This is a genomic window from Flavobacterium inviolabile (assembly GCF_013389455.1).
GTDB classification, from domain to species: domain Bacteria; phylum Bacteroidota; class Bacteroidia; order Flavobacteriales; family Flavobacteriaceae; genus Flavobacterium; species Flavobacterium inviolabile.
In genome coordinates this window covers 3,349,791-3,373,421 of record NZ_CP058278.1, presented here as the reverse complement: position 1 = coordinate 3,373,421, position 23,631 = coordinate 3,349,791, and the positions used below count along the sequence as shown (strand labels likewise).

The 23,631-nt window shown below is 40.5% G+C and carries 24 protein-coding genes; 4 read left to right on the top strand and 20 right to left on the bottom strand.

The window, feature by feature from the left end:
* The 4 genes from HW120_RS15175 to HW120_RS15160 form a co-directional block, all read right to left on the bottom strand.
* The gene (locus HW120_RS15175) at window positions 1-3,285 is read right to left on the bottom strand and encodes a hypothetical protein (protein WP_177735068.1); all 3,285 of its coding nucleotides are present in this window, start codon (window positions 3,283-3,285) and stop codon (window positions 1-3) included.
* Between the two features lie 13 nt (window positions 3,286-3,298).
* A complete protein-coding gene (locus HW120_RS15170) occupies window positions 3,299-4,903 on the bottom strand; it encodes a T9SS type A sorting domain-containing protein (protein WP_177735066.1) in 1,605 nt (534 codons plus the stop codon).
* A 736-nt stretch (window positions 4,904-5,639) separates the two neighbouring features.
* Window positions 5,640-6,098 (bottom strand): GyrI-like domain-containing protein, encoded by a 459-nt coding sequence (locus HW120_RS15165; protein ID WP_177735064.1) that lies wholly within the window; start codon window positions 6,096-6,098, stop codon window positions 5,640-5,642.
* 56 nt (window positions 6,099-6,154) lie between these two features.
* Window positions 6,155-6,784 carry a hypothetical protein gene (locus HW120_RS15160; RefSeq protein WP_177735062.1) on the bottom strand — a complete coding sequence of 210 codons (630 nt, stop codon included), beginning with the start codon at window positions 6,782-6,784 and terminating at the stop codon, window positions 6,155-6,157.
* A gap of 136 nt (window positions 6,785-6,920) precedes the next feature.
* On the opposite strand from HW120_RS15160, the gene HW120_RS15155 reads away from it, so the two are divergent.
* Both HW120_RS15155 and HW120_RS15150 read left to right on the top strand, forming a co-directional pair.
* A complete protein-coding gene (locus HW120_RS15155) occupies window positions 6,921-7,733 on the top strand; it encodes a helix-turn-helix transcriptional regulator (RefSeq protein ID WP_177735060.1) in 813 nt (270 codons plus the stop codon).
* A gap of 65 nt (window positions 7,734-7,798) precedes the next feature.
* Entirely contained in the window at window positions 7,799-8,719 is a 921-nt protein-coding gene (locus HW120_RS15150; RefSeq protein ID WP_246297000.1) for a tetratricopeptide repeat protein, read from the top strand.
* 163 nt (window positions 8,720-8,882) lie between these two features.
* On the opposite strand, the gene HW120_RS15145 is transcribed toward HW120_RS15150, so the two are convergent.
* The 3 genes from HW120_RS15145 to HW120_RS15135 form a co-directional block, all read right to left on the bottom strand.
* Window positions 8,883-9,755: a cation diffusion facilitator family transporter gene (locus HW120_RS15145; protein WP_177735058.1), complete on the bottom strand. Its 873-nt coding sequence runs from the start codon at window positions 9,753-9,755 to the stop codon at window positions 8,883-8,885.
* Window positions 9,756-9,875: 120 nt separating this feature from the next.
* Entirely contained in the window at window positions 9,876-10,688 is an 813-nt protein-coding gene (locus tag HW120_RS15140; protein ID WP_177735056.1) for an alpha/beta hydrolase, read from the bottom strand.
* A gap of 98 nt (window positions 10,689-10,786) precedes the next feature.
* The gene (locus HW120_RS15135; RefSeq protein ID WP_177735054.1) at window positions 10,787-11,278 is read right to left on the bottom strand and encodes a DUF2867 domain-containing protein; all 492 of its coding nucleotides are present in this window, start codon (window positions 11,276-11,278) and stop codon (window positions 10,787-10,789) included.
* A gap of 74 nt (window positions 11,279-11,352) precedes the next feature.
* Between HW120_RS15135 and HW120_RS15130 the strand changes: the two genes are divergently transcribed.
* Window positions 11,353-11,973 (top strand): TetR/AcrR family transcriptional regulator, encoded by a 621-nt coding sequence (locus tag HW120_RS15130; RefSeq protein ID WP_177735052.1) that lies wholly within the window; start codon window positions 11,353-11,355, stop codon window positions 11,971-11,973.
* Between the two features lie 48 nt (window positions 11,974-12,021).
* Here the strand turns inward: HW120_RS15130 and HW120_RS15125 are convergent, their stop codons facing one another.
* The 10 genes from HW120_RS15125 to HW120_RS15085 form a co-directional block, all read right to left on the bottom strand.
* Window positions 12,022-12,393, bottom strand: a complete 372-nt coding sequence (locus tag HW120_RS15125; RefSeq protein ID WP_177735050.1) for a nuclear transport factor 2 family protein — start codon at window positions 12,391-12,393, stop codon at window positions 12,022-12,024.
* A gap of 78 nt (window positions 12,394-12,471) precedes the next feature.
* Window positions 12,472-12,909, bottom strand: coding sequence for an SRPBCC family protein (locus HW120_RS15120; RefSeq protein ID WP_177735048.1), 438 nt, complete (start codon window positions 12,907-12,909; stop codon window positions 12,472-12,474).
* A gap of 141 nt (window positions 12,910-13,050) precedes the next feature.
* A complete protein-coding gene (locus HW120_RS17800; RefSeq protein WP_262888425.1) occupies window positions 13,051-13,179 on the bottom strand; it encodes a hypothetical protein in 129 nt (42 codons plus the stop codon).
* 116 nt (window positions 13,180-13,295) lie between these two features.
* Window positions 13,296-13,754: an SRPBCC family protein gene (locus tag HW120_RS15115; protein WP_177735045.1), complete on the bottom strand. Its 459-nt coding sequence runs from the start codon at window positions 13,752-13,754 to the stop codon at window positions 13,296-13,298.
* An 18-nt stretch (window positions 13,755-13,772) separates the two neighbouring features.
* Complete coding sequence (locus tag HW120_RS15110; RefSeq protein WP_177735043.1) at window positions 13,773-14,636, bottom strand: alpha/beta hydrolase; 864 nt, start codon at window positions 14,634-14,636, stop codon at window positions 13,773-13,775.
* Window positions 14,637-14,669: 33 nt separating this feature from the next.
* The gene (locus HW120_RS15105; protein ID WP_218618730.1) at window positions 14,670-15,152 is read right to left on the bottom strand and encodes a VOC family protein; all 483 of its coding nucleotides are present in this window, start codon (window positions 15,150-15,152) and stop codon (window positions 14,670-14,672) included.
* A 198-nt stretch (window positions 15,153-15,350) separates the two neighbouring features.
* A complete protein-coding gene (locus HW120_RS15100) occupies window positions 15,351-15,863 on the bottom strand; it encodes a VOC family protein (RefSeq protein WP_218618729.1) in 513 nt (170 codons plus the stop codon).
* A 76-nt stretch (window positions 15,864-15,939) separates the two neighbouring features.
* Window positions 15,940-16,869 carry a helix-turn-helix domain-containing protein gene (locus HW120_RS15095; protein ID WP_177735041.1) on the bottom strand — a complete coding sequence of 310 codons (930 nt, stop codon included), beginning with the start codon at window positions 16,867-16,869 and terminating at the stop codon, window positions 15,940-15,942.
* 119 nt (window positions 16,870-16,988) lie between these two features.
* Entirely contained in the window at window positions 16,989-17,582 is a 594-nt protein-coding gene (locus HW120_RS15090; protein ID WP_177735039.1) for a CHAP domain-containing protein, read from the bottom strand.
* A gap of 176 nt (window positions 17,583-17,758) precedes the next feature.
* Complete coding sequence (locus HW120_RS15085; RefSeq protein WP_177735037.1) at window positions 17,759-18,700, bottom strand: NADP-dependent oxidoreductase; 942 nt, start codon at window positions 18,698-18,700, stop codon at window positions 17,759-17,761.
* Window positions 18,701-18,789: 89 nt separating this feature from the next.
* Here HW120_RS15085 and HW120_RS15080 point away from each other — a divergent pair, with 89 nt between their 5' ends.
* Window positions 18,790-19,629, top strand: coding sequence for an AraC family transcriptional regulator (locus tag HW120_RS15080; RefSeq protein ID WP_177735035.1), 840 nt, complete (start codon window positions 18,790-18,792; stop codon window positions 19,627-19,629).
* Here HW120_RS15080 and HW120_RS15075 read toward each other — a convergent pair.
* The 3 genes from HW120_RS15075 to HW120_RS15065 all read right to left on the bottom strand — a co-directional run bounded on the left by HW120_RS15075 (window position 19,618) and on the right by HW120_RS15065 (window position 23,449).
* Complete coding sequence (locus HW120_RS15075; RefSeq protein WP_177735033.1) at window positions 19,618-20,199, bottom strand: AAA family ATPase; 582 nt, start codon at window positions 20,197-20,199, stop codon at window positions 19,618-19,620. The two genes, HW120_RS15080 and HW120_RS15075, sit on opposite strands and share 12 nt — an antisense overlap.
* A gap of 121 nt (window positions 20,200-20,320) precedes the next feature.
* The gene (locus tag HW120_RS15070) at window positions 20,321-20,764 is read right to left on the bottom strand and encodes a hypothetical protein (RefSeq protein ID WP_177735031.1); all 444 of its coding nucleotides are present in this window, start codon (window positions 20,762-20,764) and stop codon (window positions 20,321-20,323) included.
* Between the two features lie 279 nt (window positions 20,765-21,043).
* Window positions 21,044-23,449, bottom strand: coding sequence for an alpha-ketoacid dehydrogenase subunit alpha/beta (locus HW120_RS15065; RefSeq protein ID WP_177735029.1), 2,406 nt, complete (start codon window positions 23,447-23,449; stop codon window positions 21,044-21,046).
* Between the last annotated feature and the right edge of the window lie 182 nt (window positions 23,450-23,631).

Sequence of the window (23,631 nt, the reverse complement as noted above, 5' to 3'; positions counted from 1 at the left end):
TTAATTCTTATAATGGTATTCATTTTCTTTTAAAATATACTTATCATCGTCTTTGGTGTTTTTTAGCCTGCCATAAGGATCATATTCATAATAGGTAGTGTTACCTTTGGGATCGGTTATAGAACTCACACCAATTAAAGGCTTATGGGTATAGGTTGTTACCATACCATTTGGTAATGAATTTCTAAGATTATTCAAAGCAATAATTAAGTTTGCTTCTGTATCACTATTTGATTTAGATTGCAAATTGTTTATTGTAGTAAGCGGAATATCAGTATATGCTGCATTTTCAATTTTTGCAATCAACAATGTTTTATTGTATCCCCATATATAAGAGATTTTAGCTCCGTTTTGCTGTTGTGCTTCCAAATAGTTACCGTTAGAGGTGTCCACCAAATTGTATATAATCTTATCTTCCAGATTATTCGCAGCTTTTGCTGTTTGTACAATACACGGAAGAATAATGTTATTCCCCCAGTTTTTATATAATGCCCGTTTGGTAAAAATCAATTGGTTGTTTTTAAAGGTATTGATCTGCACGGGTGTATTGATGTTATTTTTCTGTTTTAATGCGATAAAAGCATTAAACGGCGCTGTGGCCAACGATCCGTTTGGTAAACTATTAATGGTTGTGATATCATCCGGATAGTACACATTTGTCATTTTAGTTTCACCAATACCATTATCTATATTTTCCAAAGATGATTTAATTAGACCCCTGTTGTTATAAGTATATTTTATCCCTTTACTGAGTTCATCACTTTCTGAATATTCTTTTATAGTTTCTGACGCTAACAGGTAATTACTTATTTTATACTTCTTCTTTACGGCAAAAAGTACTCCGATGTTATTTTCATTTTGCACACGCCATGGATGTGTAATTGGCTGATAAAATGATTTTTCATTATAGACCACATCATTGTATGTATTTACCGTTTTCTTGACCAGAAGATTGCTCTGATTGAAAATATTTTCTTCTAACAATTTTCCTCTTTTATAAGAATTATCAGTGAAAATATTCCCTCCCATACCGCTATTGGCTTTAATAAAAGGACTCATACAAATATTGGTTGTAGCCAGATAGATTTCACAGATGCTTACAGGCAGATCGTATGGATCGGCTTTAAAAATTTTATTTTTAAAATTATTGGTCTCGCTTGATGTATAAAAAAATTCTTTGTATCCATTGCCAGTTTCTCTTTCAATAACTCTGGAGTACCCTACAAAAGCACCCGAAGTGATATCTTCTGCCAGGTTACTCTTATCTAATAGTTTCCATTCATTAGTGTCATAAACCACATTTCCAATAGTTGTTATTGTAGCAGGGATGTCTTCATCAAGTCCTTGATTAGTTTGATACTGTACATTAAAAGCCTTTACTAAAGGATGCCCAAAAAATGGAAAATTGTCGAGATTTCCTGAGCTCAGTTGATTATCTTTTTTATACTCATATTCCAAGTATCTGCTATTCCCTGAACCATCGTTTAAAATTTGTTTTTTTATCCTTATTCCTCCACCTTTAATATCAATACCATTAATATTAAAAGTATTCGACTCATATTCGAATTCTGAAAAACCTCCTGTTGGATATTCAACTTTTTTAAGCGACCATGCTTTAGAGAATTCATTTGCCTCTCTATTAAAATAGCCATTTATAGTAGCATTTGGAATATTAGGTATCAGGAAAGGTAAAAGCGATTGCTCTTCTTTATTCGGATAATAATATAGTTTAGGATTAGGCGTAAGGCTTAATAGCGTTGGTATATTTGAAACGTCAGCAGAATTATTATAATACCCGAGAAAATCAACTGAAAAGGAGTTAATAGGAGGTAATTTTATGTTTTCAATATAAGTAAAAATGTATGGTTTTTTTCCAGATTCTTCAATACTTGACAGTTTTAGCCTTTTGTAACGGTAAGGATTATATTCATTATCTGGATTAAACTCTCCTACATTATAACTGGAATTAAAATAATCATACTTGAAAGCTACTGTTTTAATAATTTCGTTTTTGAAATTTTTCACGGTCATCTGTGTTAAAAAATCACCATTATAAATATCTTCCCGAGTATTCCCAATCCCCGAATTTGCACCTTCATTATTGTTATACTTAAAAGTGATTTCTCCTTTATCAAAAACAATTCTGCTTAATCGTTTTTTTTGAACATCAACTCTACTATCACTATTTAGTGTATAGTCTACGATACTTGATCCTCCTCCTGTCCAATAACGGGTACAGTTGTTAACCGTAAGTGCATCAGAATATGGTATTCTGAAATAGTTAAAAAAGCGCTGGGTTCTTTTTATAGTATTCTCATAAAGAATATTTTCGTTGAAAGGATTGGAATGAGTGGTGTCATAATAAAATTGGACTTTCTTACCTGTATTGGTATCCTCTATTTTTGTAATATGCCAAGCAGAAATCTGGGCTGGATATTGATTTATAAAACCTCCGGGTGTAAAAGAGTACTCACCAAGGAAACCCGTTGCAAAAAAAGTCGCAGATAAATCGAAATCACTGAATGTATATTTAATTCCATCCGGTGTGGTAACTATTATTGTAAAAAAATCCTGAGTTGGAAATTCATATAAATAGATATTACCATTAGGATAATTTTTACCGTAAAAATTGGTGTTGAATAAAGCTTTTCCTTTAACTGCCGAGATTATTGTTCCCTTTGGCGCTAACTCCACAGGTGTATTTATATCCTGAAATATAAAACTAGTACTGTAATTATTGGAATGGAAGTTATAAGTATCAGGTAAAAAATCAACCTTTCTTCGATCAAAAGTCATCTCACTGTTAGTTTTCTGAATCAAAAAGTGACCTAAATTGCCTCTTACTGAACTTGCACTACCAACATTAAAATTTTTATTCTGTTCTACCGCATCAGTGAATACATAATCTGTGTCAATCTGATTAAAACCAATGCTGTTAAAATCATTGGCTTGATTTACAATTCTGGTGATTACCGTTTTTGATAAATTCCACCCGAGTCCAACATCAGAAGCAGACTGATCAACTTTAATACCTCCCGAATCATAAGATAAAGTTATCGGGTAGTTAATATTTCCCGTTTCAATATTATAGAGTGGTATTGATATATCTGCTTTGCCAACATAATGGTTTACTTTTTTTAAATTATGCTTTTCAAAACTAAAAACATCAGGATTGGAGATTGTAGCATAATTAAGTTTATCATTAATATCTTTTACAGTTTGTGAACGTAAACTGCAGACTACAAGTAGTAACATAACCACTTGGACTATTATATGTTTTTTCATAATTATCTATTTACTATTTATTGTGGCTTATACTTTTAATCACTTTTACAGAATCCGTTTGCAGATTGGTACGGATCTCTATAATATAAATCCCTTCCGGATAACGGCTTAAATCTACAGGGACAGTCCGGCTATCAATGTTGAATTGTTGAAGCTGTCTCCCGGACAGGTCAAATACCGAAGCGGTACCGCTTTGAAATTCATAGCCCACCACGATATTGGTAAAGTTTTGTGCCGGATTCGGCAGTGCTTCAATAACCGGTTTCTCTACTTCTTTTTTATAGCGGTCTTTGAGTTTTACCACCCAGAAATCATTCCCGCCATGTCCGCTGCTTTTATCACGGGACGGCTTGCCTTTGGAGGTTCCGGCCAGCAGGTAACCGCCGTCGCGGGTTTCAATCAGTCCGTTCAGAATGTCTTCGCCATCACTGCCCACGGTTTTGCTCCAGAGCTCTTCGCCTTTGGCATTGATCTTTAAAGCAATATAATCGTTGATGTCTTTTTTGTCTTTCTTTCCGTCCGATACTTCTGTCCGGGCATAACCGCCAAGGAGCAGCGTACCGTCTTCATTTTCTACTATCGAGGTCAGCAAATCTACCGCTCCGTAGTTGTAGGTTTCCTGCCAAAGCGTTTGTCCGTTGTCATCCAGACGGACGATCCAGAAATCGGTACCTTTGGTATTCGCTCGGCTCTTGTCGTTTGAAGGATTGGAATTGGAACTGCCGCCCAGCACGTAGCCGCCGTTACGGCTTTGTATCAGCGCACTCAGGTTGTCATCGCCATCACCACCCAGGGTACGCTGCCATTCGATAGCACCGGCTTTGTCGGTTTTGATGATCCAGTAATCCCCGCCGGTACCGATGTTGTCGCTCTGCTTGTCGCCCGAAGCCGGAGAATTGGAATAACCACCCAGGATATAGCCGCCGTCTTTGGTTTGTTCCACCGTTTTCAGCTGATCCATATAACGGCCGCCATAGGTCTTTTGCCATTCGATGGTTCCGGAAGCATTCAGTTTTACGATCCAGTAGTCTAAGTTACCCTGATTAGCTTCGGTTTTGTCGCCGGATTTTCCTGAGGAAGAAGATCCGCCAACGATATACCCGCCATCCTTAGTGGGGCTGATGCAGGCCAGCTGTTCCTGACCGCTGCCGCCAATGGTGCGCTGCCATTGCTCATTGCCTTTGGCATCGAGCTTGATGATCCAGTAGTCGTCCTGACCGCGGGAATCTTCTTTTTTATCGCCGCCTTTCGGTGAGTTAGACACTCCGGCCAGGATAAAACCGCCATCGGCTGTGATCCGGGCACTTTGCAGGAAATCCAGTCCGCTGCCGCCAAAGCTTTTTTGCCAGTCGGGACTGCCGTATTCGTCCATTTTCCAGAGCCAGTAATCGAAATTGCCACCGGATGGTGTTTGCTTGTTTCCGTTCTTGTCGGAAAGAGAGCTTCCTGCGAGTAAGAAACCATAGTCGGGTGTGGGCACAACATGGGCTAAAAACTCGGCATGTTTGCCGCCATACGATTTTTCCCAGATGAGGTCCTGGGAATGGGCCGTATAAGCACAAAGAAGTAAGGGCAACAGGGCATACAGCCTGCTACCGGTGCGGTAATTTTGTGTCATATACTGTCTAATTAATATTACAGGAAAAATTATACAGACAATTTGGTACTGTTTTTTTTAGAGAGACTTCCCTTTGGGCATTCATACTTTGCAATTTAGCCCACATAAGGGACTTGTTTTTCAGTAATGCTAAAGGTAGTTTCTTAATAATCGGGCGTATCCCGAAAAAGACGGATACAAAACACGGGGAGTAAAGCACTCCTGGCTTTTTGACTTTTTGTTGCATGGCGTTTAATTTTAAATTTATGATACAAACAAGTATTTAGAATACTGTTTTATTTCTTTATTCTTCTTGGGGGAGGTATTATATAGGAGGGATATTTTGTAAACCTAAATAAAAAATAATAAAAAAACAATTTTTTATGTGAAAAAAAATGAAAAAATAATGTTTTTGTCTTTAAAAGTACGATATATAAGGGTTTTTTCTGTAAAAATATTTTAGCAGACAATAAGTAATAGCTTGATTATTGCCCAGGATATTGCCTTTTTTATGCAGATAACAGAATAATGTATAGGGGGATAATGCGAAAAAAGGAATAATCTTATTGGATTGGGAGGAAGGGAGGATATTTTTTTGACCTACATACTTGAATCTGCAAAGTAAAAAAACGCTACTTCATCCGATAAACAATAAAACGCACTCAATACCAAACACCATACCTGCTTTATAGCAAAAATAATACTTCCTGATCCTAAAAGACAACCCCAAACCGGGTTGCCTTTTTTGGATGAGACCTTATTGTACCGCAATAAAAATGGCTACAATGGCATTTTCGGGATCCTGTGCTCTTTCGTCATAAACCTCAAAGTCGGCCGTATAGGCACGGTCAATATCGGTATTCCATATTTTGACCCAGGCATCGGCAACTGCTCCCTGGAAAATATTCCCTTCGGCGGTAAATTGCTGATAGTGTCCGGCAGGAATTGTTTTTCCGGTCATGCCTTCCGGAATATCGGTTAAACCGGATACGGCACAGCCTAAAATAGCAGTATACGGTTTGGTGTAATCCTTTTCATAATCGGTATAGATACAGTAAATACTGTCCGAAATTTTGTTCGGAATGTTGGCCGCAATTCCTTCCGACATAAATCGCTGCCAGAGTTTGCCGATATCGGTTGCGGCTTGCTGGTTCTCATTGGTCGTTCTGACGGCTATTCCGATAATGTGGAATGCGGCTGTTGGTTCGGTTTTCATCTTTATTGGAATTTAGTTGCGTAGTCTTATTTTCAAAAGTACTGTTTTTAGAAATATTAAGCGATTACGGTCCAGAAATCCAGCGTCATTTTCGTTTCGTCGATCATTTCCATAAGCGGAGTACAGCTGTCGTGGATCAGGTAACCGCCGCAGATTTCCTGGGTTTTCTGAAGGTCTTTCCCAAAAGTTACTTCGGCGTAATGATCGTTCGGAAGGGAGCCTATAAAATGCAGCTGGGTGTTTTCAAAAGAATTAAGATATTCGGTTTCTATAGTGTCGGATATTTTAAGCAAGGTTTCCCGGTCACCGCTTTTTAAGGCAAAAGTGCCAAATTCGATACAGGAAATCGTATCCGGCAGCCGGACTGCCGCTTTTTCGATATCCATATAGTTTACGGTCACCGTTTTTCGGTCAATAGCATTCAGGAAAGTCAAAAAAGGAGCTTCTGCCGCAAGCTGTTCGGCTATGTCTTTCAGCACTGCCGCGTTTTCTGCAAAAAGCACATTGGCATATTCGTCTTTGGAATTCTTAACAAGGCAATGCATGACAATTCCTTTTTGCAAATCTAGGAAACCGGCTTCAAAATCGGCTACGGCTTTTAAAAGTTCCTGTTCGGTTATATGTTCCGCTTTTTTAAAACTGGTAAATTCCATTACTTCCGGATTTACTTTTTTTCCTTTTATCATGTTTTGTAGATTAGAATGAATAACAGGACAAAAATAACAGCGACAGGTGACAACAGTATGTCAGCTGTGCTTTCAAAATTTTAAAAAACAGGGAAGATTTTTGTACATTAGTTCGAAGAATTTTACGAAGGAAAGAATGGCAGTAATTTTTGAAACATTTAAGCCTAAAAACAAGGTCATCGCTACGTATGTGGATTATTATTATCTGGATATCAAACCCACAAACGATATTGCCGGATTTACCTGTTTCCCCCATTTCAATAATACCATTTCCTTATACCGTTCGCATAACAGAATGCCGGATGGTACTATCGTGTATGATAAAGCCGCAAAGGCATTTCAGATATTCACACCGGTCAGGGAAAAGGCACTGCAGGTAAAACAGGCAGGAACAGTACACCGGGTTGCCATTGTTTTTAATCCGTTGGGAATACAGCAGTTTTTCCGTGATCAGGATTTTGCAGGTTATATAACCGATTTTGATTTTTTTACCGGCAGCGAACTGGATACACTCTTTGCAACGGACAACGTGAGTACACTGGCCAACCTGCTGGATCAGTTTTTACACAGCAGGTACCGAGAATATAAAAATGAAGTCCTGGAACAAGCCATTGCTTATATTTTCAGGCATTATGATGATTTTTCCATTGAAGATTTAGGGAAGGAACTGCAGTTGAGTCGCAGGCAGCTGGTCCGTATTTTTAAAACACATTTGGGCATTTCCCCGAAGAAATTCCAGCAGATTGTGCTTTTTAGAAAAACAATGGTGCATAAACTTGCTGCAAACAACAGCCAGAGTTTTACAACATTGGCACATGAATATAATTTCAGTGACCAGGCGCATCTCAACAAAACGTTTGAAAAGTTTACAGCGCATTCACCGAAGCAGTTTTTCAGCAAAGGAACCGTTTTAGGAAAAGAAGACACTTTCTGGCATTTACAGGAATAATTTTCCATGTCCCATTTTTACAAGTTTGTTATACTGAAAAAAAATACCTTGCCGAAAAAAATACAATGAAAAATCCGACTATTCCAAACAAACTACGCTGTATACAGCCGCAAGCCGGTTTTCTGGCAATCCTCTTATGCTTTTTTTCGTTTCAGACCTTTGCACAAATAAAAGACAACGAAGAACTTCAAAAAATGGCCGATGACGACCAGTCGGAAAGAATGGTCGCTAAAATAGACTGGGCGGTGCTTAATAAAAAAGACAGCCTGAGACGGAGCAGGGTGACCCGGCTTTATGCGGAAGACAAGGTCAAAACGGCTAAAGATTACCTGAATGCCGGAATCGTGTTCCAGCATGGTAACGATACCGTTGCTTCGGCCATGGCAGTAAAAAGTTTTGATAAGGCAATAAAACTGGATTCCACATTAAACAGATGGTGGTATGCGGCAGCAGTTGACAGGGATTTGATGCGAAGAGGAAAACCACAGCTTTACGGCACGCAGTTCATAAAGAACAAAGCCGCTGATGGTAAGTGGGTCAGGTATAAAATTGACACGACAAAAGTTACCGATGAAGAGCGAAAATACTACCGTGTGGAAACCCTGAAGGAACAGGAAGAAAAGGAGCGGACAATGAACCTGAAAACAATTTCGTCGTATTATGCCAATCACAATTCTGCCGGTAAAACGGTCGGCCATATCCGGCAGGAATTCAAAAAAGGAAAAAGCTCGGATTATAATATTAATGAAGAGGCGGTAAACAATTTTGCTTACGAACTGCTGAACAGGAACAAGGATGAAGAAGCGCTGCAGGTTTTTAAACTAAACACCGAACTTTATCCAAAAGCCTTTAACACCTTCGACAGTTATGGCGAAGCACTGATGAAAACCGGGCAAAAGAAAAAGGGACTTAAAGCCTATAAAAAATCATTGGAACTGAATCCGGCTAACGATAATGCAAGGGAAATATTAAAAAATAACAGCTAATACAAAGGTTATACCCGATAGTTTATAAAACAAGCGGCGAAATACGATAACATTATCGGGTTTCGTCGTTTTTTATTTCTGTTACCAACGCAGAACGATATTGTTTCCCATTTTTATATTGAAACCGGCAGCCGGTTATAAGAAAGTATTCGGTTTTCTGACCTTATTCGTCATTGGGTTCTATATGAATAAGGATGTGCCCCAGTTCCGGGATCTTATACTTTAAAGTGTCCTGTAGCCGGTGGGAAATCGCATGTCCTTCTTTTACCGAAATGGTAGCGTCTACAATAGCGTGTAAGTCCACATGGTATTTCATACCGGATTTGCGGATATAACATTTTTCGGTATCGATAACGCCTTCTACGCCTACAGAAACGGTACGGATCTCTTCGATCAGGTCGTCATAAAAATGCTCGTCCATGATCTCGCCCAAAGCCGGCCTGAAAATCAGGTAGCTGTTATAGATAATAAAGAAAGAAGCAAATAATGCAGCCCAGTCGTCAGCCGATTCATAACCTTTACCGAAGATAAGGGCAATGGAAATTCCGATAAAAGCGGCCAAAGAGGTAATGGCGTCGCTTCTGTGGTGCCAGGCATCGGCTTTTAAGGAAGAACTGTTGGTTTCGATTCCTTTTTTATACACCATCCGGAATGAAATTTCTTTCCAGATAATAATGGCGCCTAAAACGATAAGGGTATAGGGTTTCGGAAGGTCGTGCGGTGTCCCGATATTGATGATGCTTTCATAAGCAATAACCGTAGCCGAAGTGATCAGAAAGCCAACCACCAGGAAAGTGATTAACGGTTCTGCGCGTCCGTGTCCGTAAGGATGGTTTTTATCGGCCGGCCGGTTGGCGTATTTTATGCCGAATAAAACCAAAAACGAGGCAAAGATATCGGTAGTCGATTCGATCGCATCGGCAATAAGGGCATAGGAATTACCAAAATAACCGGTAAATCCTTTTATTAGTGCCAGGCATGTATTTCCAATGATACTGAAGTAAGTGGTTCTTATCGCGGTTTGTTCGTTCGTCATCTTAATACATCCAAATTTGCTTCAAAATTACACAAAATATTTAAGCACTATTGTCGCGTTTCGAAATTAGCAACACGATTTTTTGTCCGGTTCCGTTAACTTTTTGAATAGCAGGAGTCGTTAGTTCCCGTTCAGGAAAGCATCCATTTGCCGGACGTAAAGATCTCCGAATTGTTCTTTGGTTAGTTTGCTAAAACCTTCCAGATGGTTTCCGTCAAATTCAGATAATTTCCTTTTGGGTGCCATCTGAACAAATTTTTTGCTGTCTTCGGCAGTCGTCATTTTGTCCTGTGTTCCGACAAACAACAGGTATTGGCAATCAATTTTAGCCGATAGCTTCTGGATGTCAAACCGGTTGTCGGGCAGTATTATTGTTTTGTTTTTGAGAGCCTTTATTTTTTGTGCAATTACAGCCGGATCATAAACCAGTCCTTCTGCAATAACAAAATCAACTTTTTGATGCTGCAATGCCATATTGGTCATGATGGTTCCCATTGATAACGCCCAGATCCCGGTTTTTGGGTTTTTGATAGCGGTTTTGGTCCATTGGATCACCGCTTCAAGATCGGTGGCAAACTCGTTATAATACAAATAATCGTTGTTGATGTCAAAAGCATCACTATGCCCGAAACCGCGGTAATCGAACAGTACTACCGTATAGCCGCTATTGGACAATACCCATGCCTGGTTGAGCCAGTAGGACATATTGCCGGAATCGCCATAGGTTAAAATGACGGTTGTTTTTTTATCGGCGGTTTTGTCCGGTGCAATAGTCCAGGAAAGCAGGTTCAGTCCGTCTTTGGTGCTTATTTGCTGTTCTTTATAAGACAATTGCAGGTCTTCCGGTTTGGAAATATAATTCTTGTCCGGTTTTAATGCCCAGCAGTTTGTCATGCTGATTAAAAAGAGGAGTAGGGCAGTCGTTTTCTTCATAAGAATGGATTGTAAAGCAATTGTACTCCTTAAAATTATCAATTATTCTGAATTGTACGACATTGAAACACTTTTTTATAAAGGATTAAAGTGCGCAATTAAGGGTTAGCCCTGTATGCCTGTCTGACCATGTTTTTTACCACTAAACGGTGAAACGGTTTTATCAGGGCCATATAATACCGGCCTTTATTGTTGTGGTATTGTACTAAGGTTGTCACCTTTATGTTGTATTGCGGTTCCCGCGTATCGGTAATGACAGCCCTGAAATTAAGATGGCTGTCATCGGCTCCCAAAATGATTTCCTGATTTTCGACGGTATAAACCGTAAAAAAGCCGATCGTGCTTCCAGCCCGGACTCCGGCTACCGGTTCTTGGCGGGGAAGCGGCTTTAATCCGATACATTTCACTAAAAACTGACGGATGACAAAAAGGAACTGTACCCATTTGGGTCTGGTTCCAAAAATTATTTTTGCAATTTCCGAAAGGGAGTCTTTATGATTAGTAGTGGAAAATGTATCTTTAAAATCGATTTGAGCCAGGCTTTTTTGCGCCAGCTCACTGTTAATAATTTGTTCTTCTCTAACTTTCATTGCTTTAAATTTTAGCTAAGATAGCCATAAAATCTGAATTAGTACATGTGTACTAATTTTTCTATTTTTGTACTATGAATAAAACAAAACGAAAAATACTGGATGCCGGTTTATTGTTGTTCAACGAATATGGGCTTTCCAACGTAAGCCAGCGAAAAATATCCGATTACCTGGGAATCAGCCCCGGAAATCTGACCTATCATTTTAAGAAAAAAGAAGCAATAGAGGAAGCTTTATACTTCGAATTGGTTGTGATGATCAGGGATGAATATAAAAAAATGGAGCTGAACGCCGTGAGTTTATCTAACCTGACGGCTTTTGTACACCGGTTTTTTGCGTTGATTTATGAATACCGTTTTGTTTTCCTGGACATTGTTCATATCATGCGTACCAATGAAATCATTGCGGCACATTACCGGCAATTGATCATTTCCCGTAAAATGCAGTTTCTGGAAACAATAGAACATTTTATTGCTTCCGATTTATTCCGGGCAGCGGAACTGCCGGATGAATATGCATTCTTATATAAAAGAGTTCAGATCATTTTTGATTTTTACCTTTCTTCGATAGAAATTTCAGAAAAAGGCGTGAATAAAACGCATATTGACCGGCACACAACGATCTTTCTGTATGCTGTCTATCCGTATTTGTCAGCAAAAGGGAAGGAACAGTTTTTTGAGCTGCTGCCGAAATAGCAGTCCTAAAAGAGGCATGCTCCGTTTGTTGTCATTGGAGCATTGCTATCAGGAAACGGTAGTAATATGAGGGAAATTACCAATTACGGTCCATTCGTTGTTTTCATCCATTACTAAGGAAATAAAGGAGGTAAAAGACAATTTTGAACTCTTTAAAAGGGCTTTTACCATAGCAATGGAACCCACATGATCAAGCTGCACTATTTCCAATGTTCTGGGATTACCGCCAAAGGTTTTTGCTGCCACCAGGGCTATATATTTCTGTTTGTCAAAGATCACGACACCTTTATTTTCGAAAAAACCATGCTGCGTATTTTTAAAATCGGGATGTAATATTCCGGATAATTTTTCGGTATCGCTGTCGTCGCCGGCTTTGATGAATTCGGTTACGGCATTCCGGATTTTTTCATGTTGTTCCATGTCTTGTTTTATTTTGAATATGCTTTAATTGCTAAATGGTTCCTGCTTACCGGATCTGCTAATGCAAACGATTGGTTATTATTGCTCTGCCAGTTCCTTTACGATGTTCAGGGCTTTTGGAAATGTCCGGCTAAAATAATCGGAAAAGTCTTCCGTAATATCCAGAGCGGCCACTAATTCCGTTGTATTACCGGTTTCGGTCAGCGTATAGTTTTCGGTATCGCCCGAACATTTTTTAGCTTCTTCGGCTATTGGCTGTTCAACACCGTTTTTAACGTTCCCGATATGGGTAAACGAAATAAACTGCTCCGGAATTAACCGGGTGATGGTGCTGTATATGCCGTTTTTTTCTTCATTCAGGAACAATATTTTACTACCTTCTTTCCAGTCGGAAACCGCATAAGAACCTTCACTAAAAGCAGCGGTCCACAGGCGGTAAGTACTGTCATCCCATAACACAGCCCATACTTTGCTTGCGGGAGCATTGATGCTGACTTTAAATTGTATCGTTTTCATTGGATAGTGTTTTACGGTTACTGATTAGTCTTTCCAGATCCGTTTTTTGCATGTACCGGTAGGGTTTATCATGCCGTTAAAACGGTAAAGGAAAGGTACGGAATATTTGCTAAAGTGTTGCTGTATATCACATTAAGTGGATTATTCTATTTTAACCGATTTTGTACGGGTAACTATATCATCATCCGTCAGTTCGCTGTAACGGATCAGGACATGCCCTTTGTGTTTTTTGTCAATTTCAATCGGAACCACTTCCTCTTCCCATTGCATGCAATGGGTCGAAAACGGTTTTACAGCATAAATCCATTGTCCGGCTTTTTACAGGCAAAAAGCGAACAGCAGAGCAGTAATCCAAAGCAGGTGAGGAAAATATTTCTCATATAATGCTAATCGGGCTGTTGGTTGAAATCCGGGAAACGATCGGCAACCAGCTGTAAGGCAATGTTGTGTTCCAAAAGTGCCTTTAACGCAGCCAGAACCAAAGTAAAACCTTCGGTGGCGTTGCGCACATAGGCTATTTTTTCTTCGGCTGTACCGGCAATACCGGAATCGGTAATGCTCACAAAAGTAGTGTTGTCCTCACGGGCCGTAAATACCCATTCCACGGTGGTTGGCCATTCAATAACAATACGTTTGTCCGGTTCTACCGTCTTGACGGTTATCCTGGCAGCATGGTTATACATTTCCCAGTCCCATTGTATTTGTTTGCCGGCTTCCAGCGGACCACTGCTTTTGGTAAACCAGAATTTAGTGGTAATTTCCGGATTTATAAAGGCTTCAAAAACGTCTGAAACCGGTTTGCGGATCAGCATTTCCGCTTTGGCATGGTATATACTTGTTTCCATGATACCGTTTTTTAGTTGTTATTCCGGCTTAACAGGATTTAGTAACCGGAAGGCATTGTAAACCGCCTGGTGTGTTACCGTGGCGTGGTTTTCTTTCGGAAGAAAATCGAAAAAGACCGTCAGGTTTTTGTTTTTGCCTTTTTTCAGATTTTCCGCCAATTTTTTAGCAGTATCTTCCATCACTAATTTTTCTCTTCCGGGCATAGCGCCTTCTTTGCCGACACCAACATACACTTTTGTATTCGGATCGAAATTCAGGGATGCAATACCGCCTGTAACAGCACTTTTGTGCAATAAAGAACCGTTATCCCACCATAAACTCGGACTCATAATGATATAGGTATTGAACAGTTTTGGCTTTGTCAGCAGTATTTCGGTTGCCAGTAAGCCGCCCAGTGATTGCCCGATAATGGTTTTAGAAGTGCTCACTTTGTAATTGTTTTCAATATACGGCTGTAATTCTTTTTCGATAAAAGCAATGAACTTGTCCGAACTTCCGGAAGTAGGGGATTCCTTTTTATCAAGCGGAACGGTACTCGGATAGGTAAAATCTCTTCGTCTGTCTACATTGGCAATGCCCACAACAATGGATTTTGGCAATTGGTTGATCCAGGGAAAACTGAAATTGTGCACCAATCCGGTGATGTGGATAAAATCTTCATCGGCCGAACCGTCCAAAAGATAGATTACCGGGTATTTTATAGTATCGTTTGCAGTATAGCCTTCCGGCAAATAAATGTTTAATGTTCTGCTTTCTGAAAGAATGGCGGATTGTACGGCATCGATAGTGCCCAGAATAAACGGTTTACGTTCCTTTTGCTGTGCTATCAGCATTCCGTTGAATCCAAGTATAATTGCCAGTAGTAAGCTTGCTTTTTTCATAAATTATGAGGTTGTTATTTGAATATTTGGCGCTTACGCATCGTAAGCATCCTGCAGGGTTTTAATATCGAGTTTGTCCATTTGAAGCAGCGCCATCATAACGCGATGGGATTTTTCGGCATCACCGGAGCTCATTAAGGTTTCAAGCACTGTCGGAACAATCTGCCAGGAAAGCCCGAATTGATCCAGCAGCCAGCCGCATTTTTGTTTTTGGCCGCCTTCGGAAAGTTTATCCCACAGTTCATCAATTTCTTGCTGTGAATGACAGTTAACCACAAAAGAGACTGCCGGAGTAAAGGCAAATTGCGGTCCGCCGTTCAGGGCAATAAATTCCTGACCTTCCAGCTGGAAACTGGCGGTCATTAATGTTCCGGCAGGAGCGGGTCCGCCTTCACTGTAATAGCTGGTTTTCAGTATTTTTGCATTGTTGAAAATGCTGATATAAAAATTCATGGCTTCTTCTGCCTGATTGTCAAACCAAAGAAAAGGGGTAATTTTCCGGATTAGCTTGTCCATGGGGAAGTTTTTTGATTGTTTTCTCAAAATTAAAGAAATTTCCTAAGGAGTGAAAATATTTTTATGCGGTTTAAACGTTAAAAAATAATCCGGGATAATAATAATAACAAAAAAAGGAGCGCTGCAAAGGCTCCTGATTTTTAGGTATAGTTGCCGGTTCCGGAATGATGATCATAGAAACAACAACAATATCGGACGTTATTTACCGGATTTAAAAGTACCGTTGTAGAAGATAATGCGCCATTGGTCCGGATCTTCATAGGTCTGGCTTTTTCCTTCCCAATACGGATTTTCGGGTGCAACTGCGGGAACACCGGTCGCGGCCATTTTCTGTACCGCTTTTTCATATTTTTCCGGAGTGTCAAAATAGAAAACCAGCAGGTTCTCTTTGGTAGGTTCCGGTAAGGGTGCCTTATCCGCATGCTGCGTAAATTCAAGATGGTATTTTTCATCCGGAAGCCCCAGCATTACACCGTCATATCCCTGATGTCCGCTGAAAGCGCCCAGTTCTTTTAATCCGATAACTTCTTTATAGAATTTTACAACCTTCTGTAAATTGTTGGTAGGTCTTGCTATCCGGAACTGTATGGCTCCGAGGCTTTCGATGGATGGTGTCATAGGGGATTCGGTTTTGGTGTTGCAGGAATGCGTCAGTATAGCCAGCCCGATAAGCAGGGCGGCTTTTGTTTGAAGAATGCTCCTTTTTTTCATAGTGAATATTTTAAGGCAAAATTCGTTTGAAAACAAAAGCCCGTCAATGGCAATATTCCCTATTAAAGAACCAATTTTACGGTAGCAGGCGGTATTCGGACGGGGTGCATTTTTTTTGCGCTTTAAAAAAGCGGCTAAAATGGGAAAGAGTGTCAAAAGACAAAGCCGTGGCAATCTCCTTGATGCTTAGTTCCGAATAGCGAAGCAGGAATTCCGCTTCCAGTGTTATTTTCTGGTGGATGATGTCGATAGCCGAAAATCCGGTTTGCTGCTTTACACATTCACTTAAATATTTGGGGGAAATGTGCAGTAAATCGGAATACTCCTTAACCGTCCGGAATAGCGCAAAATGCTTGTCGACCAGTTTCCGGAATTTATGCACGATCTGGAACTGCCGGTTCATGCTGGTTGTCGAATTGAGCAGGCAGATTTCGCAAACCCTGTTGTAGTCATATAAGATCTGGATCAGATACAGGCGGATCATGTCCAGGTAAAACGGACTGGCCTTATAGTATTCGGCTTTGATTTTTTCAAACTTATAACGATTGGATTCAAAAAGAGCGGCATCCAATTCGAAAACAGGCGGGTATTCGGGGTTGATAAAGAGTAACTCTTCTAAAATGCTGCTGTTGACAAAGCCCTTCTTCAGGAAATCCGATTTAAAAACGACCATATAGGCTTTAAAATCGTCTGAAAAGGAGGAGAGTGAATTAATGGATTCTGCCGGAATAATGGAGATATCCTGTGCTTTCAGCGAGTAGTGGTGCTGACCGACAATCATGTCCAGCTGCCCGGAAATGCAAAGCAAAATGGTTGTAAAGCTAAACCGGGTAACGCCTACAGTTTTTGTAGTATTGTCGATTTCAAGCAGGATAAAATCCTCAAGACACAGGTTGTTAACTTCTGTAGCCGCAGTATTTATATAAAGGCTTATAAAAGTTTGAATATCTAAAAGCTGCGTGGTCAGGGATGAGGATGGCCTTATGATACTTCTGTTCGGTTCCAATTAATTAAGATTAAGTTCGTACTTCATGACAATGAAGGGGGCGTAATGATAGCATAAAGATACGATTTTTTAAATACGGCCTGCCGGAAAATAACAACGATGCGGATTCGTTTTTCCGGTTATTCTTTTCGCAGCCAGCCGATTATTCGTTTGTTGTCAATTACCCACATGTCATTGCGCAACTGTAACGAGAATCTGGCTCTGGAAGCAGCAAACAGTCCGGGATTTTGCTGGATAATCTCAATCTCGTTATCATGAACTTCCGAAACGATGGCCACATGTCCGAAGCGGTTCAGCAATGAACCGGAATACACTAACAGGTCGTTGACCTTGGGTTTGGACTCACTCGGATTATGGTATTGCAGCAAAGCGCGTTTGGTGTTGAACCGGCCGTCCGGGATTTCCGGATCAAAAAAGTCTTTTGCATGGCCGTAACTGTCCGGCATCTTGTGGTCTAAATGTTCACAATAGTAGCGTTTTACAAATTCCACACATTGGTATTTTAATCCTAAATTATAATTGTCGGCAGTCAGGTTACGCCCGGAAACATTATCCACTCCGCCATTATAATAGACATTGACCCCGTTGAACTGATCAACAACCTGGCCGGTAGTGTAGGAGCTGTTGAAGTTGTAGTTTTTAAGGCAGTATACAGTCCCTATGGTGAGTACTGCAATACATCCGGCGATGGTGTAAAGGCGTTTCTTTTTCATGGTTACTGGCAGAGAAATTAAAATATAAATATAACATAAATTTCAGTCTTTTGCAGCCGCAGCCGGATTTATATTCAATACCGGTAATGGCTTCCGATGCGATTTTCCTGAACATAAAAAAACGGACCCGGAGTATTCTCAGGATCCGTTTTGGATAGAGCCGGATTCCAAAAAGATTACAGGGTAATCACAATTTTACCCACGATTCTTCCGGTTTCAATATCGTGATGGGCCTGTGCCATTTGTTCAAACGGATATGTTTTGGAAACATGGGCTTTTATGCTGCCGTTTTCCAATAAGGCAGCCAGGGATTTCATGTCGTCTCCGTTTGAAGCGACCAGCATAAAAGAGCCGTTAATACCTTTTGAGCGTGCTTTTTCGGTTACCTGTTCGTTCAGACCGGACGGAATACTAATCAGGGTTCCCTGCTTTCTGATGACTTCAAGGGAACGGTCAATGTTATTTCCGCCGATGGTGTCCAAAACAAAGTCAACATCCGAAACGGTTTCTTCAAAACGTTCCGTGTTGTAGTCAAGGTGTCTGTCTGCACCCAGTCCTAACACAAAATCCCTGTTTTTAGCAGATGAGGTTCCAATCACATGAGCACCCAGGTGTTTGGCAATCTGAACGGCAAAATGCCCGACACCACCGGAAGCGGCGTGAATTAAAACAGTATCGTCTGGCTGTACTTTGGCATGGTGTACGATGGCCTGCCAGGCGGTCAATGCCGCTAAAGTTGCCGCAGCGGCTGCTTCAAAAGAAATGTTGGCAGGTTTTAAGGCCAGTTGGTCTTCGGGCGCACTTACATATTCGGCATAGGCTTTTCCGTGTCCCGGGAAATTAACCATACCGAAAACGGCATCCCCTTTTTTAAAAGCCGTTACTTTTTCTCCTACCGCAGTAACAATACCGGAAATATCCCAACCCAGAATTAAAGGCTGTATTTCTTTTAACCTGCCATACATGCCATTTCCGTTTCGGGTTTTGGCATCAACAGGATTAATGCTGATGGCTTTTACCTGTATGAGTACTTCGTTATCGTTATAATCGGGAAGCGGTAAGGTGGTGAACTGTAAATTTTCCGGAGCTCCTGTATTTTCTAAAATAAATGCTTTCATACTATTACAATTAAAATGTAAAGCAAAATTATACAATATATTGGCTATTTTTATGGTATAAATTTTCTTTTATTTGGTATTTTTGTGCCATGAAGCGAGAACATTTGTACGAACCGTTTTCAATTAGTTTTGAAACGCTGACGGAATATCCCAAACCGGCACACCAGCACAGCTATTTTGAACTGGTATATGTGCTGGACGGAAACGGGATGCAGTGCATCAATCAGAATAACTTTGCCTACCATCCGGGGCATCTGTTTTTAATTACGCCCCAGGATTGTCACTCTTTTACAATCGATACACCAACGCAGTTTTTCTTTTTGCGCTTTAATGATATCTATATCCGTTCGAATGCTTTACAAACGGATAATATCAAACGGCTGGAATTTATTTTGCAAAATGCCAACCATCAGCCGGGCTGTATTTTAAAAAATCAAACGGATAAAAGCCTGGTACGGCCGATGGTCGAAGCGATCATACGCGAATATGTCAACCGGGACCTGTATAACAAAGAAGTCATCCAGCAGATCATCAATACGCTGATCGTGATTGTAGCACGCAATATTGCCAAATATTTACCGGAGCAGGTGACTGAAAAAAGCGATGAGAAATTTTTAGCAATCCTCAATTATATACAGCAGCATATTTATGAGCCGGAAAAGATCCGTACTGAGGTAATGAGTGCGCATTTTGGCATTTCGGAAGGGTATTTAGGGCGGTATTTTAAAAAGCACTGTAACGAAACGATGCAGTCGTATATCACGAATTATAAGATCAGTTTAATCGAGTACCGCCTGAAACACAGTGCAAAACGGATTAACGAAATTGCGGTTGAATTAGGATTTACCGATGAAAGCCACCTGAATAAGTTTTTCAAAAAACAGAAGGGAATTGGTCCCAGACAATACCGGAGCAGGCTATTTTCTTAGCAAGTCCGGGATGTGGGACAACAAAAAGGCAAGCCTTGTTTCAATATCCGCTTTCGGAATTTCAATGATCTGATAGTTGTATAACTGGTAAGTTGCCACCATTTTGTCATAAGTACGAACCGCTTCTTCCCAGGTTTGTTTCCGTTCCGTATCTGTTTGGTATATTTCCTGCCAGGGCGGCAACAGGAATACTTTTGGGTTGTAAGTAAACTGCCGGGCGTTGAGATCCATGGCTTCGGATATTCCCAGATTGATTAACTGCGCATAACACAGGGTGTCGGGAATGCCCCTGTCGAAAAAAACTGGTTCATTGCCGGGATGTGAATTAAATGTTTCGATATAGCTGCTAACGGAGCGTTCCAGCATCAGCCGGGTGTACAGCGCGGTGTCTTTCCAGGGTAAAGCCGTTCCGCCGGACTGTAGCTGTTCCTGTATGATTTCCCGGGCTGCTTCCGGAACACAACGATAGTGCTGCCGGGCTAAAGCATTCAGTAAAGTGGTTTTTCCGGCTCCGGGACCGCCAGTAATCACAAAGAAGGTATCGGAATGCCAGGGTTGTTGCAAGGTCATTTTGTTTTAAGGTATAATGTTTTTGGGATCAATGAACCTGCCGTGAAGCCGGCAATACCGGTATCCTGATAATCGGACCGTATGTGAATCCCGTTTTTATGAAATGCGGGTGTTATCCTTTTTAAATGGATGTTAATTTAAGTAAAACAGGAAAAATAAAGGTAAGCATTAAATGGGTATAAAGCATTTCTTCGAGGCTTGTTTTTTGCAGTAGCATCAGGATAAGAAAAAACAGCGATTGCGTGATCGTAATACAATACCCGATCATAATGACCTTTTCGCCGGTATTAAACAGCAGAACTGCCATATAACCGGTTATTATCGCAATCAGGGTTTTTGAGGTCATATTGAAGATATGGTCAATTTGTGAGGTTCCCTTTTGATAAAAAGACTTCACAATGGAATAGGGATAATAATAAATAGTGATGCCGGTTAATATTGCCGATACGGGATATTGGATAACAGGAATGCCGTTATTGTTGTTGCTGATCAGTATTAAAACCGACAATAGTAATAGTAACAGATTCAGCCAGTATTTTTCTTTTAATTTTATGAAATGGAACATCAGGATAAGTATTATTGGTTAGGTATATTCCATGTGCATGATTGGCTAATGAAGTAAAAATAGCCCAAAAAAGAGTTGCCTGTACAAAAAGGAATTACTCATTTATACTCAAAATTAAATTTTTAAAGGAATAATAAGAAAGAACCTTTTTTACTGTTGAAAACGGAGAAAAAGTAACCCGATTATGGCTGCTGCTTAATAAGTTTTTGGTGCTTTTTAGCGGGTGATACAAAAAAAGCCGGACATTGTCCGGCTTTTTTAATGTTATAGATGTGTTTATTAGTATAAACTTGGATATTTGGAAGGATTCGCCTCATTCATAATTTCGTACACTTTTTCGAAAATATCTTCGGCTGAAGGTTTGGAGAAATAATCCCCGTCTGTTCCGTAAGCAGGACGGTGCGCTTTGGAAGCCAGTGTTTGCGGCTGACTGTCTAAATGCATATATCCTTTTTGCTCATCAATGATTTGCTGCAGGATGTATGCAGAAGCACCACCCGGAACGTCTTCATCAATTACCAGTAAGCGGTTTGTTTTGGCTACGCTTTTCACGATATCGTGATTAATATCGAAAGGCAATAACGACTGAACGTCGATGATTTCGGCATCAATACCCACTTCCAGTAATTCTTTGGCTGCCTGCTCGATTAAACGCAGGGTAGAACCGTAAGAAACCAAAGTGATATCTGTACCTTCTTTGATGGTTTCCACCACACCGATTGGCGTTTTGAAAGCTCCGATATTGGAAGGCATTTTTTCTTTTAAACGGTAACCGTTCAGACATTCTACTACTAAAGCCGGTTCGTCGGTTTCCAGTAACGTATTGTAGAATCCTGCTGCTTTAGTCATGTTTCTCGGTACTAAAACGTGTATTCCGCGGATCGCATTCAGGATCATCCCCATTGGCGATCCGGAGTGCCAGATACCTTCCAGTCTGTGACCGCGTGTTCTGATGATCAGCGGTGCTTTCTGACGTCCGGCAGTTCTATACTGTAAGGTCGCCAAATCGTCACTCATGATCTGGATTGCATATAAAAGATAATCCAGGTACTGGATTTCAGCGATCGGACGTAATCCTCTCATCGCCATTCCGATTCCCTGTCCTAAAATGGTTGCTTCACGAATACCGGCATCGGCAACACGGAAGGCACCATATTTTTCCTGCATACCTTCCAATCCCTGGTTCACATCGCCGATAGTACCGGAATCTTCACCAAAAATTAAGGTTTCAGGATATTTAGCGAAAATAGCATCAAAGTTATCGCGGATGATTAAACGGGCATCCACTTCTTCGGCTGCTGCATCATAAACAGGCAGTACTTCTGCACTGTTCAATACATTTTTATCCGATTGGGAGAACAAATGCGAGCTGAATTTAGGCTGTATTTTGGCAGTATAGCTGGTAATCCAGGTGGCTAACGAACCTTTTCCGTTTTCGTTTACGATCAGGCGCAATACTTTACGCGCAGTCACTAAAATGTCTTTACGGATCGGTTCTTTAATTGCGGCTAAATCATTTGCATATTTTTCAATGAAAACTTTGTTAGGACTGGAAGCAGCAATACTGTTTAAGAAAGCAGCTAATTCCTGCTGTTCTTCTTTTATCGGGTTCAGGTAAGCGCTCCAGGCTGCTTTTTTGCCTTCCAGCACTTCTTTTTTAGCGGCAGCATCCATTGCTTCAATTTCTTCGGCTGTAGCAATGTTGTTTTCAATCAGCCATTTGCGGAATTGCGCCAGACAGTCAAATTCTGCTTCCCATGCCAGACGATCGGCATTTTTGTAACGTTCGTGTGAACCGGAAGTAGAGTGTCCCTGCGGCTGGGTTAGTTCTTTTACGTGGATTAATACCGGCACGTGCTCTTCACGGGCAATAGCCGCTGCTTTCTGATAGGTTTCCACCAAAGTAGGGTAATCCCATCCTTTTACCGTGATGATCTCAAAACCATTGTTGTTTTCATCACGCTGGAATCCTTTTAATATTTCGGAGATATTCTCTTTTGTAGTCTGGTAGCGGGCGTGAACGGAAATTCCGTATTCATCATCCCAAACGCTCATCACCATTGGTACCTGAAGTACTCCGGCAGCGTTAATGGTTTCAAAGAACAAACCTTCCGAAGTGGAAGCATTACCGATTGTTCCCCATGCGATCTCGTTTCCGTCAATTGAGAAATTGGTGTTATTTTCAATTCCGGATACATTACGGTATATTTTTGAGGCTTGTGCCAAACCTAATAAACGAGGCATTTGCCCGGCTGTTGGAGAAATATCGGCACTTGAATTTTTCTGAGCAGTAAGGTTTTTCCAGTTTCCGTTTTCGTCAAGGCTGTGTGTGGCAAAATGCCCGCCCATCTGACGTCCGGCACTCATCGGGTCATGAGCCAGATCGGCATGACCGTATAAACCGGCAAAAAACTGTTGAATTGTCATTTGACCTATTGCCATCATGAAAGTCTGATCACGGTAATAACCCGAACGGAAATCGCCGTTTTTAAAAGCCTTTGCCATCGCAAGCTGTGGCACTTCTTTACCATCACCAAAAATCCCGAATTTCGCCTTACCGGTAAGTACTTCACGTCTTCCCAATAAGCTGCATTCTCTGCTGATGGTTGCAATTTTATAATCGTTAAGCACCTCTGTTTTGAAATCTTCAAAAGAAAGAGCTTCTTTAGCGGCCGTTTGATTCATAGTCAAATAATAATGAGATTGGGACAAATTTAATTATTTAGTCAATACAAAACAAAGGATTGTGAAAATAACAATTCAACATTTGGTAAAAAAACTATGGGTTTGTCTTGTTTTGTTGAGGATATTTTATTGAAAATAGTGTTTTATCAAAGTTTTTTTAATAAAATAAAATAAAAATGCCT